The 16,872-nt window shown below is 64.4% G+C and carries 14 protein-coding genes, 1 tRNA gene and 1 pseudogene; 6 read left to right on the top strand and 10 right to left on the bottom strand.

All coding sequences use genetic code 11. From position 1 onward, the window contains the following. The 3 genes from NDO75_RS13060 (at position 1) to NDO75_RS13050 (ending at position 3,257) form a co-directional block, all read left to right on the top strand. A complete protein-coding gene (locus tag NDO75_RS13060; protein ID WP_310906812.1) occupies positions 1–429 on the top strand; it encodes a hypothetical protein in 429 nt (142 codons plus the stop codon). Between the two features lie 88 nt (positions 430–517). Then, positions 518–1,990 carry an aldehyde dehydrogenase family protein gene (locus NDO75_RS13055; protein ID WP_310906810.1) on the top strand — a complete coding sequence of 491 codons (1,473 nt, stop codon included), beginning with the start codon at positions 518–520 and terminating at the stop codon, positions 1,988–1,990. A gap of 109 nt (positions 1,991–2,099) precedes the next feature. Next, a complete protein-coding gene (locus NDO75_RS13050) occupies positions 2,100–3,257 on the top strand; it encodes an MFS transporter (RefSeq protein WP_310906808.1) in 1,158 nt (385 codons plus the stop codon). 212 nt (positions 3,258–3,469) lie between these two features. On the opposite strand, the gene NDO75_RS13045 is transcribed toward NDO75_RS13050, so the two are convergent. Together NDO75_RS13045 and NDO75_RS13040 are read right to left on the bottom strand one after the other, a co-directional pair. Then, positions 3,470–3,553: transfer RNA gene (locus NDO75_RS13045), tRNA-Leu, on the bottom strand. Positions 3,554–3,640: 87 nt separating this feature from the next. Next, complete coding sequence (locus tag NDO75_RS13040; RefSeq protein WP_310906807.1) at positions 3,641–3,982, bottom strand: ferredoxin; 342 nt, start codon at positions 3,980–3,982, stop codon at positions 3,641–3,643. A gap of 150 nt (positions 3,983–4,132) precedes the next feature. Between NDO75_RS13040 and NDO75_RS13035 the strand changes: the two genes are divergently transcribed. Beyond that, on the top strand, positions 4,133–4,906 hold the full coding sequence (locus NDO75_RS13035) for a DUF6498-containing protein (protein ID WP_310906806.1): 774 nt from the start codon (positions 4,133–4,135) through the stop codon (positions 4,904–4,906). 44 nt (positions 4,907–4,950) lie between these two features. On the opposite strand, the gene NDO75_RS13030 is transcribed toward NDO75_RS13035, so the two are convergent. The 3 genes from NDO75_RS13030 to NDO75_RS13020 all read right to left on the bottom strand — a co-directional run bounded on the left by NDO75_RS13030 (position 4,951) and on the right by NDO75_RS13020 (position 10,831). Beyond that, a complete protein-coding gene (locus NDO75_RS13030) occupies positions 4,951–5,901 on the bottom strand; it encodes an oxidoreductase (RefSeq protein WP_310906804.1) in 951 nt (316 codons plus the stop codon). 94 nt (positions 5,902–5,995) lie between these two features. Further along, on the bottom strand, positions 5,996–10,204 hold the full coding sequence (locus NDO75_RS13025) for a PAS domain-containing protein (RefSeq protein WP_310906803.1): 4,209 nt from the start codon (positions 10,202–10,204) through the stop codon (positions 5,996–5,998). A 108-nt stretch (positions 10,205–10,312) separates the two neighbouring features. Next, positions 10,313–10,831, bottom strand: coding sequence for a peptidylprolyl isomerase (locus NDO75_RS13020; RefSeq protein WP_310906801.1), 519 nt, complete (start codon positions 10,829–10,831; stop codon positions 10,313–10,315). Positions 10,832–11,112: 281 nt separating this feature from the next. Between NDO75_RS13020 and NDO75_RS13015 the strand changes: the two genes are divergently transcribed. Next, complete coding sequence (locus NDO75_RS13015; RefSeq protein ID WP_310906799.1) at positions 11,113–11,418, top strand: hypothetical protein; 306 nt, start codon at positions 11,113–11,115, stop codon at positions 11,416–11,418. Positions 11,419–12,125: 707 nt separating this feature from the next. Here the strand turns inward: NDO75_RS13015 and NDO75_RS13010 are convergent. The 5 genes from NDO75_RS13010 to NDO75_RS12990 are packed head-to-tail and all read right to left on the bottom strand — an operon-like array spanning position 12,126 to position 16,658. After that, on the bottom strand, positions 12,126–12,824 hold the full coding sequence (locus NDO75_RS13010) for an ABC transporter ATP-binding protein (RefSeq protein WP_310906797.1): 699 nt from the start codon (positions 12,822–12,824) through the stop codon (positions 12,126–12,128). Continuing rightward, a complete protein-coding gene (locus NDO75_RS13005; RefSeq protein WP_310906796.1) occupies positions 12,821–13,573 on the bottom strand; it encodes an ABC transporter ATP-binding protein in 753 nt (250 codons plus the stop codon). The genes NDO75_RS13010 and NDO75_RS13005 overlap by 4 nt, the downstream gene beginning before the upstream one ends. After that, a complete protein-coding gene (locus NDO75_RS13000) occupies positions 13,566–14,540 on the bottom strand; it encodes a branched-chain amino acid ABC transporter permease (protein WP_310906795.1) in 975 nt (324 codons plus the stop codon). Before NDO75_RS13000 ends, NDO75_RS13005 begins: the two co-directional genes overlap by 8 nt. Beyond that, on the bottom strand, positions 14,537–15,400 hold the full coding sequence (locus NDO75_RS12995; protein ID WP_310906793.1) for a branched-chain amino acid ABC transporter permease: 864 nt from the start codon (positions 15,398–15,400) through the stop codon (positions 14,537–14,539). Before NDO75_RS12995 ends, NDO75_RS13000 begins: the two co-directional genes overlap by 4 nt. Before the next feature lie 16 nt (positions 15,401–15,416). Then, positions 15,417–16,658 carry an ABC transporter substrate-binding protein gene (locus tag NDO75_RS12990; protein ID WP_310906792.1) on the bottom strand — a complete coding sequence of 414 codons (1,242 nt, stop codon included), beginning with the start codon at positions 16,656–16,658 and terminating at the stop codon, positions 15,417–15,419. Positions 16,659–16,802: 144 nt separating this feature from the next. Here NDO75_RS12990 and NDO75_RS12985 point away from each other — a divergent pair. Then, positions 16,803–16,872, top strand: a pseudogene (locus NDO75_RS12985) (IS6 family transposase); the annotation flags it as partial.

The following is a 16,872-nucleotide window of genomic DNA, read 5'->3' as shown; positions in this document are numbered from 1 at the left end:
ATGAACGGGTCACGCGACGCGCAGGCGAGTTCCGTCGACGATGGGGGTCCCCCGCTTCAACTGATCGCGCTCGGAACCGGTGCGATAGACGTCCCGGTGTTCGCGTACGTCAGCCTCACGCTGTTCGACGATCCGGTGTTCGGTGCGTTCGTCGGGCTCGTCGTCGGACTCGGGATGTACCTGCTGCTGCCCGAAATCATGGCCGACGACGGTGCGGCCGACGACGAAGCCACGCCGACCGATGTCGGAACGCGACTCCGCGGTTTCCACCGGACGGCGGCCGGGCTCGCGCTGCCGCCGGCCGGGATCATGCTGTTCGGTTGGCGGTTCGTTTCGGATAGCGTTCTCGTCGGGACCCTCGTCGCGACTCTGATCGCGGCGGTGATCTACGTCTCGCTCGCGGTGTTGCTCCCCCAGCGGCTCGCGTGACGACGGCGGGTCGGCCGGCCGCTCGAGCCCCCGACCGTTGCGCCTGCGCGTCTGCTCTTTTTACTCGCTCGAGGGGTAGCCCACTCGCATGACCGACTTACCGCTGACGCCCGAGAACGGCTGGAACTCGCTGTATATCGCGGGCGACTGGACCGACGCGGGCGACCGGGACGCGATCAGCGACGAGAACCCCTACACGCGCGAGGAGATCGCGACCGTCCCCGCGGGCACCGAAGACGACGTCGATGCGGCCTACGAGGCCGCGGCCGAGGCACAGGAGGAGTGGGCCGCACAGCCGCCCCAGGCCCGCGCGGGCGTGATCAGCGCCGCGATCCAGTTCCTGAGCGACAACCGCGAGGAGATCGCCGAACTGCTGACCGTCGAGAGCGGCAGCACGCAGGTCAAGTGCGGGGCCGAGATCCAGACTGCACGCGGGATGATGCAGCAGGCCGCGAGCTACCCGTTCCGGATGGACGGCCAGCACTCGGACTCGATCACGCAGGGGAAGGAGAACATCGCCGAGCGGGTGCCCGTCGGCGTCGTCGGCGTCATCTCGCCGTGGAACTTCCCGCTGCACCTCTCGATGCGCGCCGTCGCGCCCGCCATCGCGGCCGGCAACGGCGTCGTCCTCAAACCCGCCTCGAGTACGCCGATTACCGGCGGGCTCCTGCTCGCCCGGATCTTCGAGGCAGCCGGCGCGCCGGAGGGAATCATCAACGTCGTCACCGGTCGGGGCTCCGACATCGGCGACGCGGTCGCCGGTCACGGGACGCCGCGGGTCCTCGCCTTCACCGGCTCGACCGAGATCGGCCAGCGCGTCGCCGAGAAGGCCGCCAGCAACTGCGCGCTGCCGGCCCTCGAGCTCGGCGGGAACAACGTCCACGTCGTCACCGAGAACGCGGATCTCGATCGGGCCGTCGACGGCGGGACCTTCGGATCCTTCCTCCACCAGGGACAGATCTGTATCTCGATCAACCGCCATCTGGTCCACGAGGACGTCTACGACGACTACGTCGACGCGCTGGCCGACCGGGCCGCCTCGCTGCCGAAAGGCGATCCGCGGGACGAGGACACGGTCGTCGGCCCGATCATCGACGAGAGCCAGCGCGACCAGATCGTCGACTACATCGAGGAGTCGGTCGATCAGGGCGCGACCGTCGCGGCCGGCGGCGACCACGACGATCTCGTCGTCGAGGCCACGGTCCTCGCCGACGCCGACAACGACATGGCCGCGGCCTGCAACGAACACTTCGGCCCCGTCGCGCCCGTGATCCCCTACTCGAGCGACGAGGAGGCGATCGAACTCGCCAACGACACGATCCACGGTCTCTCGGGGTCGGTCCACAGCGAGGACATGGAGCAGGCCCGGAATATCGCCGACGCGATCGAGACCGGAATGATCCACATCAACGACCAGCCGGTCAACGACGAACCTCACGTCCCCTTCGGCGGGATGAAACAGTCCGGGATGGGGCGATACAACGGCGACCAGATCTTGGAGGAAGTGACGACGACGAAGTGGATCTCGGTCCAGCACGAGCCCCGCGAGTACCCGTTCTGAGGGACTCGAGTCGGTCCCCGGGAGAGGCGCTCGAAGTGAGCCCTCGGACTCCGACCGACGAACCAGCCGGTTTCGGAACGTTTGAGGCCCGCTGTCAGAAAGAGCGGCTGTGTCCCGCGACCGACTCTTCGCCTCTCTCTGCGGCTTCGTCTTTCTCATCAATCTCGCCAGAATCGTCTTCGCGCCGCTGCTGGACGTCTTCATCGCCGAGTTCGCGATCACCGAGGCGACCGCCGGCCTCATCGCGACGCTCGTGTGGGTCGGGAGCGCCTCGCTTCGGCTGCCCACCGGCTGGCTGCTCACGCGAGTCCCGCGACACCGCATCGTGGTCGGATCCGGCGTCGTGCTCGCGCTCTCGAGCGCGATCGCCGCGACCGCGACCACTGTCCGCCACCTCATGGCCGGAGCCTTCCTCATGGGCATCGCCTCCGGGATCTACTTCGTCTCGGCGAATCCCCTCCTGAGCGAACTCTACCCGGCCCGCGTCGGCCGCGTGATGGGGATCCACGGGGCCTCGAGTCAGATCGCCGCGGTGGTCGCCGCGCCGTTCGTCGCGCTCACGCTCGTCGTCGACTGGCGACTCTCGCTGTGGGCGATCGCCGTCGGTGCGGCGGTCATCACGGCCGCGACGTGGGTCGCCGCGAAGCGGACGGAGATGCCCGGCGTGGGCCAGGCCGACCGAGACTTCGTCGCCGGTGCGCTCTCCGAGTGGCGCGTCATCGCGACTGCGCTGGCGATCGTCGGCGCGGCCGTGTTCGTCTGGCAGGGCGTCTTCAACTTCTACGAACTGTACATGCGGGCGAAGGGGCTCTCGGACCAAACCGCAGGCGCGCTGCTCACGCTCGTCTTCGCCGCCGGCGTCCCCGCGTTCTTCGTCGGCGGCGATCTGGCAGACCGGCTCCCGAAGGTCCCCTACCTGCTCGGCATCGTCGGCGCGTTCGCCGCGAGCCTGCTCGCACTGACCGCCGTCGAGGGCCTGCTGGCGATCGCCGTCGTCACTGCGGTCCTCGGCTTCGTCGTCCACGCGCTGTTCCCGGCCACCGACACCTACCTCCTCGACACCCTCCCCGATTCGACGCGGGGCAGCGCCTACGCCGTCTTCAGTTCGGTCTGGATGACGACGCAGGCGCTCGGCTCGTCCGTCCTCGGCCTGTTCCTCGAGCGCGGCTACACCTACGACGCGGTGTTCGCCGGCGCTGCACTGTGCCTCGGCGTGACCATCGTCGTTCTGGCTGCGCTCGAGCGGGCAGGGCGGTTGCCGAGTTGAACCGTCACAGAACCGGTGTTTCGCGCGGTCGGAACCGTGGCTTCCCGAGCGGCTACTCGAGGAGCGCAGTCGCCGTTCACGAACTGCTCGAGTGGCCATTCGGTTGCGTTTGCACAACGCGAAAACGGCTCGCTCGCTTCGCTCGGTGCTGGGACTTCTCTACTTCAAATCCCAAGGATGCAGCCGCGGCTCACGAGTTGTTCGCAGCGACATGCGAGGGTTGGGATTTGAACCCAAGGACTCCTACGAGAGCGGGTCTTAAGCCCACCGCCGTTGGCCTGCTTGGCTACCCTCGCGCAGAACGCAGTCGACCGTTGTCACGGGGTGGGGATGTGCGTTTCGGTGTGGTTTCGGTGACCGTCTGGCGTATCGTGACGGGCGTCCTACCAGTCGACGCTCAGCGTTCCGTCGCCGTGGGGATCCGGCGCGATCTCCTCGTCGGTCCGGCGGTCGACGACGTGGATGCAGCCGTCGTCTTTCTTCGCTGGGCAGACTTCCGCCGCGCGGACGTTGTGCTCGAGGTCGTCCTCGCCGAAGAAGTACTCCGTCGGTTGGGCCATGCCCGAGGCGATGGACATCTCCCAGTTGGCGCTGACCTCGGCGCACTTGCCCGCGCCGAAGCACTTGTTGGCCTCGAAGATGATCTTGTAGGGTTTCTCCTCGACCGGCGGCGCGTCGCTGGATCCGACGTCGCTGGCGCGCTGGATGCCGTCGTCGTCGCTCATGTGTACCCCTTCGAGCGAGTCGTCTTTCGCGTTACGGTTGGTGCGAGCGATGATCGACGGTCGCTCGTGTGGTGAATCGACGATCGTTTCGGTGTGGGAACTCGGCGCCGTGGTAAAAAATTAACAATAGTGGGTGCGAATGCTACCCCGATGGCTACCGGATCGGGAGACGACCGAGCGGCGTTCGTCCCGATTCTCGTCGGCAATCTGCTACCGCTCGCCGGGATCGCGTTCCTCGGGTGGCGACTGCCATTCGTCCTGTTCGTATACTGGGTCGAAATCGGACTCCTCGTCGTCACCTATAGCGGACTGGCGCTGTTCGTCCGCCGGAAGCCGAGAACGGAGCGCCGCTCGATCACCCCGCCGAGTATCTCGGTGCCGTTTTTGAACACCCGTAGCGGAACGATTCGCCCGTTCGAGCGGTTGCCACCGATCTACCGTCGGAACGTTCCGTACGCGATCGGCCTGCTCGGCTGGGGACTCGGCCTCTGGTGGTGCCTGTCGTTTTTGATGATCGTCCAGCCCTCACAGGGAACTCCTCTCGTCTGGTCTAGCGAGGAGGGAATTTTCCTCGAGAGTATCGTTGCCATCGTCTCCCCCGCGCTGTTGATCACGACGATGTTCCTGTTTGCCTCGCAACTCGTGCAGATTCGTCGAGAATTCCTCGGCGAGCAACGCTACGAGCGACTTTCGGCACCGATGATCGCAGAAATCCCGATCCGTGTAATCGTGTTCTGGTTCCTGTTGACGGTCTTTGCCCAACTCATCTACCCGATCCTGCTCTGGCCGCTGTTCGCTCTCTTCGACTCGAGAACGGTCACTGAACTCGGAATCTCGTCGCTCGTGGTCGCGGGAAACGTTACGATCGAGTGGTCAACGCTCAAGGCGCGACGACTCGAGGAACCCGACGGTTTCACCGGGTGATTCACGCCTGAGGGGCTGCAATCGGAACAGTGAGCGCGATACGGCTACACCGACATTTCCGCTTTCGGCTCCGGCAGATCGTACGTGACGCCGGTCAGGTCGCTCGAGACCCGCCACAGCCGACGGGCCGTCTCCTCGTCGTAGGAGCGATCCGAGGAGGCCTGCCGTTCGGGCGTGCCGCGCATGTTCTGGAAGCCGCCGGGGCCGTAGTACGCGCCGCCCTCGGCGTCGGGCGCGGTCGCGGCGTACAGCGTGGGAAGCGCGCCCATCTCGGCCGACTGCGCGACGACCGTATTCATCAGTTTCATCGCCGCCTTCCGAACTCGGCTGCCGCTCTGTTCGGGGCCGCGGAACTGTAACTGGGTGTTCGCGTAGCCCGGGTGGACCGCCATGCTCTTCGCGTGTGCGTCCGCCGTGAGCAGTCGGCGCTCGAGTTCGTACGCGAAGAGGACGTTCGCCAGCTTCGACTGGGCGTAGGCGTCCCACTTGTCGTACGAATCCTCACTTTGGAGGTCGTCGAAGTCGATCCGGCCGCGCTCGTGGACGCCGCTCGAGACGGTCACGATCCGGGAGTCAGGCTCCTCGTCGAGGCGGAGATTCTCGAGCAGCAGGCCGGTGAGTGCGAAGTGGCCGAGGTGGTTGACGCCGAACTGGGTCTCGAAGCCGTCTTCGGTCTCCGAACGCGGGATTGCCATGACCCCGGCGTTGTTGATCAGGACGTCGATCGGCTCGTCGCCGAGGCGGTCGGCGAACGTGCGGACCGACTCCAGATCCCCGAGATCGCACTCCTCGACGCGGAGATCGGCGTCGGGAACGTCTTCACGAACGTCGTCGGCCGCGTCCTCGCCGCGCTCGACGCTCCGACAGGCCATGATCACCGCCGCGTCGTTTCGGGCGAGTTCGCGGGTCGCCTCGAGACCGATGCCACTGTTCGCGCCCGTGATGGCGATCGTGCGTCCGTACTGGTCGGGAACGTCGTCGGCTGTCCAGCCCATACCCGCGTTATGTCTTCCGTCTCCTAAATGACCGCCCCGCAGACGGTCCTCGAGCGGGGTGACGACTCGAACGGCCGGCACGAACGAGACGGGATCAGTTCTCCCCGTCAGGGGAGACGGGTAGAGTGAACGAGAACGTCGAGCCGTCGCCGGGTTCGGACTCGACCCAGATCTCGCCGCCGTGGCGCTCGACGATGCGCTCACAGAGCGCGAGCCCGATCCCCATCCCGTCGTACTCCTCGCGGCTGTGGAGTCGGTCGAAGATCGTGAACACTCGCTCCTGATCGTCGGGATCGATACCGATCCCCTCGTCTGCGACCGAGATGACGTGCTCCCCGTCTCTGCGGTCGGCGCTGACGTGGATCCGCGGCGGTTCGTCGCCGCTGTAGGTGATGGCGTTGCCAAGCAGGTTCTGGAACACCTGCCGGAGCTGGTTGGCGTCGGCCTCGACGCGCGGGAGGTCCTCGATCGCAATCTCGGCGGTGGTCTCCTCGACTTGGAACTGGAGGTCAGCAAGCACGTCGTCTACGACTGCGTTCAGGTCCGTCGGTTCGAACGGATCACCTCGCGTCTCGATCCGCGAGTACTCGAGCAACGCGTCGATCATCTGGCGCATGCGTTCGGCCCCGTCGACGGCGTAGTCGAGGAACTCTTCGCCGTCGTCGTCAAACGCGTCGCCGTACCGGCTCTCGAGTAACTTGAGATAGCTCGTGACCATCCGCAGGGGCTCCTGTAAGTCGTGAGAAGCCGCGTAGGCGAACTGCTCTAACCGTTCGTTCGATTCCTCGAGTTTGCGCTGGTACTCGCGGCGCTCGGTCACGTCTTGGACGACGACCATGCCGGCGAATATCTCTCCGTCGCCGTTTCTGACCGGCAGCGTGTGGGCGTACAGATACCGGTCGTACCGCTCGAGTTCGAACGAGTTGGATTCGCCCTCGAGCGCCGCAGCGAAGTACGGCTCGATTTCGTCGACGAGTTCGCTCGAGTGGAGGTCTCCGACGCTGTGTCCGATCCGTTCGTCCGGTCCGATCCCGAGTTCGTCGAGTAGCTGTCCGCCGACGACCGTGTACTCGAGGTTCTCGTCGAAGAGGCCCACCGCTCCCTCGGGGAAGTTCTCGACGAGCGTCCGGTACCGACGTTCCGATTCCTCGAGGCGGCGCTCCCGCTCGCGGAGTTTCCGTTCGCGAGCCTTGCGCTCGGTGATGTCCGTGATCGTGATGACGCCGCGGGTCACGTTGCCGTCGGCGTTTCGGACCGGCATTCCTTCGACGCGGATGATCCGACGGTCGCCGTCTTCGGCTTCGATCTCGAAGACGTTCGGGTCCCGGACTTCCTCGCCGTCGAGGACCCGGCTCATCGTCGTCTCCTCGGGCGCGACCGGCTCGCCCGAGTCGGCCCACCACATCGCGTATTGCTCGTACTCCGCGATCGAATCGGCGTCGAACACGTCGCCACCCCAGATCTCCTTGGCGGTGTCGTTGGCTTCGATGAGCCGTCCGTCGGCGTCGGCGACCACGACGCCAGCCGGGAGTATCTCGAACAGCGTCTCGAGTTGCTCCTGGTTGCGCCGGCGCTCGAGTTCGGCGCGCTTGCGCGCGGTGATATCGGTCAGTGCGCCGGGGAACGTCAGTGCTTCACCGTCGTCGTCGCACTCGACGCGACCGCGGGCGACGACCCAGCGGAGTTCGCCGTCTGCGTTCCAGACGCGGTACTCCGATTCGTACTCGCCGCAGGCCTCGACGGCGTCCTCGATCTCGGCGACCACGCGTTCGCGGTCGTCCTCGTGGATGGCGTCGACGAATCGGTCGAGCGAGACGCCCCGCTGGGCCACGTCCGGGTCGATGTCGAACGTCTGGGCGAACGACGGACCGACGAACATCTCGTCGTTCTGGACGTTTAACTCCCACGTCCCGACCGCGCCGGCCTCCGTCGCCGCCTCGAGCTGGGACTTGGCGTCCCGGAGGTACCGTTCGCGCTCTTTCCGTTCGGTGATGTCCTGCGCCATCGTCATCCCAGCGAAGACCTCACCGCGCTCGTCGGTGATCGGGACCGCGTGGAAGAGCCACTCGTGGCCGGCGTACTCGATTTCGACCGACCGCTCCGCCCCGTCGAGGGCGGTCTGGAACGCCGGCCGGAGTTCGTCGACGGTCTCTTCTGGCCAGACGTCGCTGAACGCCCGTCCCTCGAGATCAGCGGGCTCGACCGGGATCCGGTCGAAGCCCTGGCCCGCAGCCAGCGTGTACTCGAAGTCCCGGTCGAACAACGTGACGAGCCCGTTCGGGACGTGCTCGGCGATAGTCCGGTAGCGCTGTTCCGACTCCTCGAGCCGGCGTTCGTACTCGCGGCGTTCGGTGATGTCCTGGGACATCCCTAACGCGGCGAAGACGTCGCCGTCGTCGTCACGGACGGGAACGGTCTGGACGTTGTATACGGAGCTGCCGGACGTGAGTTCGAACGCGCTAGTCTCCCCATCCAGCGCGGCCTCGTAGCGCGGGACGAGTTCGTCGACTAACGCGGATGGCAGAATGTCCTCGATCGGTTCCCCCTCGAGGTCCGCCGTCGTGACCTCGGTCCCGTCTACTGGATCGCCACCGACGGTCTGATACCGAAGGTCCTCGTCGACGAGGGCGACGGCTCCGTTCGGGAACTGTTCGACGAGCGTGCGGTACCGCCGTTCGGACTCCTCGAGTTGCCGTTCGCGCTCGACTTGTTCGGTCACGTCGCGGTCCGAGACAATGATCGAGACGACGGTGCCGTCGTCGTTCGTGACCGGTCTGAAGACGCCGTTGACCGTGTACTGCTCGCCGTCCGGCCGAACGAGATCGGCCTCGAAGTCGACATATTCGCCGGCCGCGGCGCGGTCGATCCATCCCCTGATGTCGGCCTCGCTCGTCTCGCTGCCGTCCCACCAGGGCGTCTCCCAGAACGGCTTGCCGGCCACCTCCTCGAGGTCCGCGTCGACGTACTCCATCGCCGTCCTGTTGATGTCGACGACCGTTCCGTCGGGCTCGAGGAGGCCGACGAGGATGTTCGGATCCTCGAAGATCGCCTCGAAGCGCCGCTCGGTCCGCTGGAGTTCACGCTCGCGCTCTCGGCGTTCGGTAACGTCGCGGGCGATCGCGAGGACGTACTCCCGATCGAGTTCGACGTGGCTGACGTTGACTTCGACCGGATACGTCGTCCCGTCGCGTCGCCGGTGGCGGCCGTCGAACGTGATCGTCCCGCTCGTCCGTAGCTCGTCGACGAACGCACGCCACTCGGCTCGATCGGCGATTTCGGTCTCGATATCGGGAACCGACAGCGACAGCAGTTCCTCCCGCGAGTAGCCGCGGCGCTGGCAGGCCGTCTCGTTGACGTCCAGATACTGGCCCGACTCGGGGTCGACGACCAGCACGCTGTCGGTGGACTGGTCGAGCAGCGTTCGAAACAGTTCGCGCTCGCGTTCGCGTTCCTTACGCTCGGTGATATCGCGGAAGTAGACGGAGAGACCGGTCTCGGATGGATACGCCCGTACCTCGAACCACGACTCGAGGGGCTCGGGATAGTACTCCTCGAACGCGATGGTTTCGCCCTCGTTCATCGCCCGCTCGTACTTCGGCTTGAACGCCCGCTCGAGCGCTTCGGGGAACTCGTCCCAGATACGGGTACCGAGCAGCAGCCGCTCGTCGGGGTTGATCAACTCCTGTGCCCGCTCGTTGATGTACGTGAACCGCCATTCCTCGTCGAGCGCGAAGACGGCGTCGGAGATGCGGCCGTACACTTCCTCGAGGTCACCCCGTTCCCGTTCCTGTTCGATGGCCACTGAGAGGATCTCGGCGACGCGCCCGACGAAGTCGGCGTCGGCCTCGGTGAACGCCCCTCGCTCGGTCGCGTACGCACCAAGAACGCCCAGCGGTTCGTCGCTCGAGCCGAGGCGGACGCTCACACCGCTTTCGATGTCGGGATCAGCGATCAGCTGGCTGGCAGTGATTCGGTCGTCGTCGGACAGATCGTCGACGATCACCGGTTCCCCGTCCCGGAGTGCCTCCCCCGGCTGCGATCCCGGCTCCGTCGGAACCGTCGGTTCGACGGTCTCCGCGTCCCAGCCGACTCCCGCCTCGAGTACCGCACCGTCCGTACTCGGCGGCACCTCGAACACGGCAGCGTACTCGACCGCCAGCGTCTCCGCGACGGCGCGTACTGCGTCGCGTCGCAGGCCCTCGAGATCGTCCGTCTCCAGTGCCTGCTGGCTGAGGTCGGCGATCACCTCCTGCCGACGGAGTTGCGTACCGTGTGCCGCGTCCGTGGGTGACGACGGGTCCATTCTACCCGAATACAGCGTCGCGTGCAGTAAAATATCTTGGTCGGATCGCACGCGTCCGCCGGCTCGAGTCGGCGATGCAGGGGACCCGTCGTCGGTGACCGGAACGTGTTACTCGTAGTCGACGGAGACCGACTCGAGGACGACGTCCTCTTTCGGCTGATCGTTGGCGTCGGTGTCGACGTTGCCGATCTCGCGGACGACGTCCATGCCGTCGATGACCTTCCCGAAGACGGAGTGGCGGTCGTCGAGGTGGGGCTGTGGATCGAGCGTGATGAAGAACTGCGAGCCGTTCGTGTCCGGCCCGGAGTTGGCCATGCTCAGGATCCCCTCGTCGTCGTGGCGCAGTTCCTCGTGGAACTCGTCGTCGAACTGGTAGCCGGGGCCGCCGCGACCGGTCTCGGTCGGGTCACCGCCCTGGATCATGAAGCCCTCGATGACGCGGTGGAAGGCCACGTCGTCGTACAGCGGCTCGCCCTCGACCTCTTCGCCCGTCTCCGGGTCGGTCCAGGTCTTGCCGCCGGTCGCGAGCCCGACGAAGTTGTCGACCGTCCGCGGCGCGCGCTCATCGTAGAGTTCGACCTCGATGTCGCCCTTGTTCGTGTGCAGGGTGGCAGTAACGTCTCCCATACGTCGGGGTCGACGGGCCGACTGAAAACGGTAGTGGTCTCGAGCCGCGGTCGCGTTTCCATCGAGACCGATCGCCGAGCCGGTGTGGAGTCCGGCCGGTCGCGGACGTGCTCGCCTCCGATCGGCGTACCGACCCCTCGAGCGAGAGCGCTTGCGGGTTCTCGAACGAACGACTACACCGTGACGTCGACGAAGCCCGGTGTCCAAGTCCGCTTGGAAACAACCACTTGAATATTCAGTTCTAAAAAATTATATTTGGGTTATATTATAATCGAATCATAATGTACGAGCGAACGGTGGGGTATAACTACTCGACGGAGCGAGTCCGGGTCGCGGTGCGGTCGATGAACTGCGGTCGACCCGACGAGTACCGGTATCGGCCGTACACTGGCGTCGATTCCGTACCGACCCTCTGCCTCGTGTCGCCGCAGTCAGGCGAAATAACCGGCATCGTCCGAGGATCGCTCGGGGAACTCCACGAAACAGAGCGCGTCGACGACGCAGTCCCTTGCTGGTGGAGCACTGCCGTCACAGGCTACCGATCACCGTCACGACTGCCGTTTCGGGGTGAAAACCGTGGAAACTGAAATAGAAAACAGATATATACTATATGTGGTATGAACGGATAATAATAAGCCTCCAAACTATTCTGGCCTACCGGAGCGGGAACCGTTAGGAACGGTCGTATGAGGCTCGGATCGGAACGTGGACTGTTGTCGTACCTACCCTGTTCCCAATGCTCGCTCGCACCGGAGAACAGGGTCGAAAGGTCATTTCGAGAGCGATATTTTCACTATCGCGTGTCGCGACGACGTTCCCGGTCGGTGAGAGACCGTGCGCTCAGCGAACGGTTCAGCGAGAACGCGGCCGAAAGGGTAGCGGAGGACGGTGCGAACGGGTGACTGTGAGTGACTGATGCGGTCAACGACACGGTATATCGCCCGTCCCCGCTATACGTTTTATCACCGGACAGTCGTATAACGGTATCGACTACTGAAACGCGATTCAGGGATCGAGCCCAGAGAAGTGTTGGCTCGCGGTTGCGTCGACGATCGATCCGCTGGCGGTTCCGAGACCGCAGCGGAACGACCATCGGCACCGAAGCGACTGCGAGTGACACCACGGATGTCCCGGCGAACCGGTTCCAGATAGAGTTCAGGACCGTCGCCGGAAACCTCCGTTGGCCTCGCCGTCGGAGAAACTGGCGTTTGTGGTCGCGGAGGAACGCCTCCTCACACGCCGCCGTCGACACGAACGGGAATCCCGTCGGTCGGGCCCGTTCCGCGTCGCGTATTCAGTCGACGCCGAGGTACGCGTCCCTGATGTGCTGGTCAGTTCTGAGGTCCGCCGTCGCACCGGACCGATGGACCCGCCCGTTCTCGAGCAGGTAGGCGTAGTCGGTGTGTTCGAAGACGAAGAACGCGTTCTGTTCGACGATGAACAGCGTGAGGTCGTCGTACAGTTTGTCCATCGCCTCCGAGAGATCGTCGACGATTACCGGGGCCAGACCCTGGGTCGGTTCGTCGACCATCAGCAGATCGGGATCGGCCATGAGGCCCCGACCGATGGCCAGCATCTGCTGTTCGCCACCGGAAAGCGTGTTGGCGTCCTGACCGCTTCGTTCCTCGAGTCGCGGGAAGACGTCGAAGACTCGCTCGAGTTGTGTCTCGGTATCCTCGGCAGCGATCGAGCCCAACTCGAGGTTCTCCCGGACGGTCATCGGGCCGAAGAGATTGCCGGCCTCCGAGACCTGAACCAGACCCCTGTCGACGAGCTCGTTCGTCGAGAGCTCGCTCACCTCGGTCCCCCGATAGGTGATCGACCCGTCGTACTCCTTGAGGCCGGAGATAGCGCGCAACATCGTGGTCTTTCCCGCCCCGTTGGGGCCGATGAGGCCGGTCTGGGAGCCGACCTCGAGCGAGAGGTCGATGCCGCTCAGTACTGCGGACTGGCCGTAACTGACCGACAGGTCGTCGATCTCGAGGAGGCTCACGCGTCGGTCACCTCCTCGCTGCGCTCGCCGATGTAGGCCGACTGGACCTCCTCGTCGGTGACGATCTCCGACGGGGGCCCGTTGGCGATGATCTGTCCGTAGTTCAGCACGACGATTCGGTCGACGAACGACCGAAGCCATCGGAGATTGTGATCGACGATACAGATCGTGACGCCGTCGTGGTTGAGGGTTTCGATGATGTCGACGATCTCGTCGGCCTCGTCTTTCGTGAGGCCGGCGAACGGCTCGTCTAACAGCAGTAGCGACGGTTCGCAGGCGATCGCTTTCGCCAGTTCGAGCTGCTGTTTCTCCTTGTGCGTCAGGTCCGCCGGCTTCTCGTCGGCGACGTGGGTGAGATTCGCCATCGCCAGCGTCTCGTCGACGAGGTCGCTTCGCCGGCGGCTGGTCCTGAACTTCCTGAGGGAGTTCGGGACGACGGAGACGCGGACGTTGTCCCGGACCGTGACATCGTCCATCAGGGTCGACTCCTGATAGAACTGTGCGATACCTCTCTCGGCGATCTCGTGGGTCGGTTCGTCCGTGATCTCCGCGCCGTTGAACGAGATCGTTCCGTCGCTGACCGGGAGGACGCCGAATATCAGCTTGAACAGCGTCGATTTCCCGGCGCCGTTCGGACCGATGAGTCCGAGGATTTCGCCGTCGTCGACGGAGAGGTCGACGCGGTCGATGGCGGTGAGCCCGCCGAAGTCCTTGGTCACGGACGAGAGCTCGAGGATCGGGTCAGTCATCTGCATCACCTTCGACGATCTCTTTGGTTCGTTCCCAGGCGAATCGGGTCAGTCCCTTCGGGAAGATCAGCACGACGACGAGCGCGAACGCGTAGAGGAAGGCAAATCGGATATCACCGAGGGGAGACAGTAGTTCTCTCGCGACGATGAAGAAGTACGCGCCGCCGATCGCGCCGTAGATCGTCCCGGTTCCGCCGATGACGGCGGCGATGATCAGGACGATCGAGATGTGGAGGTCGATCGTCGTCGAGGGAGCGACGATCCCCACGTAGAAGGCGTAGATGATCCCGCCGAGCGAGGAGAACAGCGCGGAGACGACGAACGCGCCGACTTTGAACTTCGTCGGGTTGATGGCGGCGCTCGCCACGGCGAGCTCGTTCGCCTTGATACTGCGGAGCACGAGCCCGAAGTCGGAGGCTGCCAGCCAGTACAGCGCGAGGAACGTCACGATCATGAACACCACCGAGAGGTAGTAACTCTCCATGACCGACAGCAGGGGAAGCCCCTGCAGTCCGAGTCGCCCGCCGGTGTAGCCCGAGAAGATCGTCACGAACTTCAGGCCGAGCAGCGGTAGCAGGATGGTGATGAGCGTGAAGTACACGCCGCTGGTTCGCAACGACGGGTAGGCGACGATCAGGCCGGTAACGATCGACACGACGAACGCGGCGGGGATCGCTACGTAGACCGGAACCCCGAAGTTGACGGTCAGGATCCCGACGACGTAGGCCCCGGCACCGACGAAGAACGAGGGACCGAAGTTCATGTAGCCGGTGTAGCCGGAGAGGATGTCCCAGGCCATCGCGTAGATCGCGAAGATGTTGGCGATGATAACGATCGAGTGGACGTATCTGGTCGTTACGAACGGAAGCACGAACAGCGAGGCCGCGAGCACGACCGGGACGATATACGCCGGCCGTTCCCTGAGTAGCGTGAGCCGTCCTGAGATGAGTCCCTCTTCGACGCTCATTCCAGCACCTCCCGGCCGAACAGGCCCTGCGGACGGACGAGGATGATGGCGATCAAGATGGCGTACGCGAAGACGCCGCGCCAGGCCGGCGACCACACCGTGACGGTGAGCGTCTGTACGTAGCCGATCAGGAGCGCGGCGACGACCGTTCCCTTGATGCTACCGATACCGCCGACGATGACGATCGCGAACGCGATGAGCAGCGGGTCGAGCCACATCGTCGGAGACGCGCTGAAGAACAGTCCGAGGAAGATGCCGGCAACCCCGGCCATCGCCCCCGAAATGAGCCACGTCAGGTAGTTGACGCGGTCGACGTCGACGCCGACGAGCGTGGCACCGACCTCGTCGAGGGACATCGCGATGATCGACTGTCCGGTCGTCGTGTAGTTGACGAACGCCACGAACAGGCCGATGATGACGATCGCCGACAGCAGCGCACCGATCTCGGAGTACGACACGGCGATCCCACCGACGTCGACGACGCCCTCCACCGGATTCACCAGTAACTGGTCGGGACTCCCGTACTGATAGGTGAACAGTTCCTGAAGGATGAACACGATGAGGAACGTCGCCATGAACGTCTGTTCCTCGTTGTGCTCGATGTACCGTACGAGCGCGAGGTACAACGCCAACGACGCGACGGCGGCTGCCGCGATACCGACGAACGCCGCGACGAAGGCGTTGACCCCGTACTGACTCACCAGCGTGAAGTAGGTGTAGGCGCTGATCAGGAAGAACCCGCCGTACGTGAGGTTCACGACTCCTCGAAGGCTCAGGATCAGTGTGAACCCCAGTGAGACGAGCGCGTACAGGGCGCTCATGACGAGCCCCGAGATGAGTATCGATCCGATGTTTACCATGGTCCCTCCGTGATCGTTACTGGCTGACCCATGGCGGGACCTCGTACTCGCCCTGTTCGATGGTCGGCACACCGCTCGTGTCGGCGTCGACGTCGTGGGCGGGCCAGATGGAGTAGGGGTAGCCGTCGCCGGTCACGGGGTCCGTCTCGTCGAGCCCCTGCCACTGGACCTTGCGCATGTAGAAGTGGTCCTTGTCCATCACGAGGTTATGCGTGTGGTCTTCGTCCTTCCCGTGGAATTCGATCAGGCCGTTGAGCCCGTCGTGGCTCGTCTGCTCGAGTTGAGAGACGAGTTCGTCCGGATCCAGCGTCTCGGCGGAGCCGATGGCGTTCGCGAGGATGCGGATACCGTCGTACGTCTGCGGATTGGGGAACACGATATCGTCGTCGGGCTGGCGCTCGATGAACCGCTGGTAGAAGTCCGGCGATTTCGACGACATCCCCGCCTGAAGCTGTGAGGCCGCGTAGTTCGACGTTCCGTTCGTCTGTTTCCAGTAGTTGAAGCTCCCGGCCGTGGCGATGAACCCGTCGAGGAGGTAGTCGAACTCGTTCTGTTTCCACGGCTGGAAGAAGTTCGTTCCGCTGAGATGCGAGAAGATCGTATACAGCACGTCTACGTCCGAGTCTGCGGCGCTTTGCAGAAGCGGACTGAAGTCGTTCGTGTCCGTCGCGGGCCGTTCGTCGTACGCGAGCGTCACGTCGGTCTCGTTCTCGAAGAAGTCACGGAGCCCGGCCCCGTAGGGTTCGGTCCAGAGCGCGTCCTCGACGAGCAGTCCGACTCGTCCGACGTCGAACTGCTCGAGCATGTACTCCTGGATGTAGTCTTTCGACCACTCCACCATCTGGTTCGTGTGGACCTGCGACCGGAAGTAGTACTTGTACTTCTCGTAGTTCTCGTCGACCTTCTTGGTCGCCTCCGGCGTCCCCATCGCCGTGGCCATCGTCACCATGTTGTCCCGAGCGATTCGCTCGAGGAGCGTCATGCCGACCTCGCTGATCCAGATCCCCGAGAGGACGTCGATCTCCTCGCTGTCGCGGAGTTCTTGGTAGGCGGTCAGCCCCTCCTGTGGATCGGCCTTCGTATCACCGACGACTAACTTCGCGTCCTTCCCGGCGATGCCTCCGTTGTCGTTGATATCCTCGATTGCTGTCTCGGCACACCGCACCATGCCCTTGCCGAGGGTGGACTGCGTCGCCGTGACCAGTCCGAACCGGATCTCGTCTCGGCCGTCGAAATCGCTGGAACCGCTGCTGCTCAACAGCGTACATCCGGCAGTCGCTGTCAGTCCACCGGCGGCACCCAACGTTTTGAGGACCGTCCGTCGATCGGATACGTCCGGTGAACCGGCACCGTCTAGTTAGCGCGGTTTGAGAAGCGAGCAGGTCGTAGAGCTAGTTTGGCTATGATGCTCGCAGACCTGCTCAGCGAGTGCTACGCGGCGGAATTGGATGAAGCTTGGGAGCGTGAGCGGA

It is taken from the genome of Natrinema sp. 1APR25-10V2 (genome assembly GCF_031626495.1).
Classification (GTDB): Archaea; Halobacteriota; Halobacteria; order Halobacteriales; family Natrialbaceae; genus Natrinema.
Note: the sequence above shows the minus strand (reverse complement) of the source record. Positions and strands in the feature narration are given on the sequence as shown.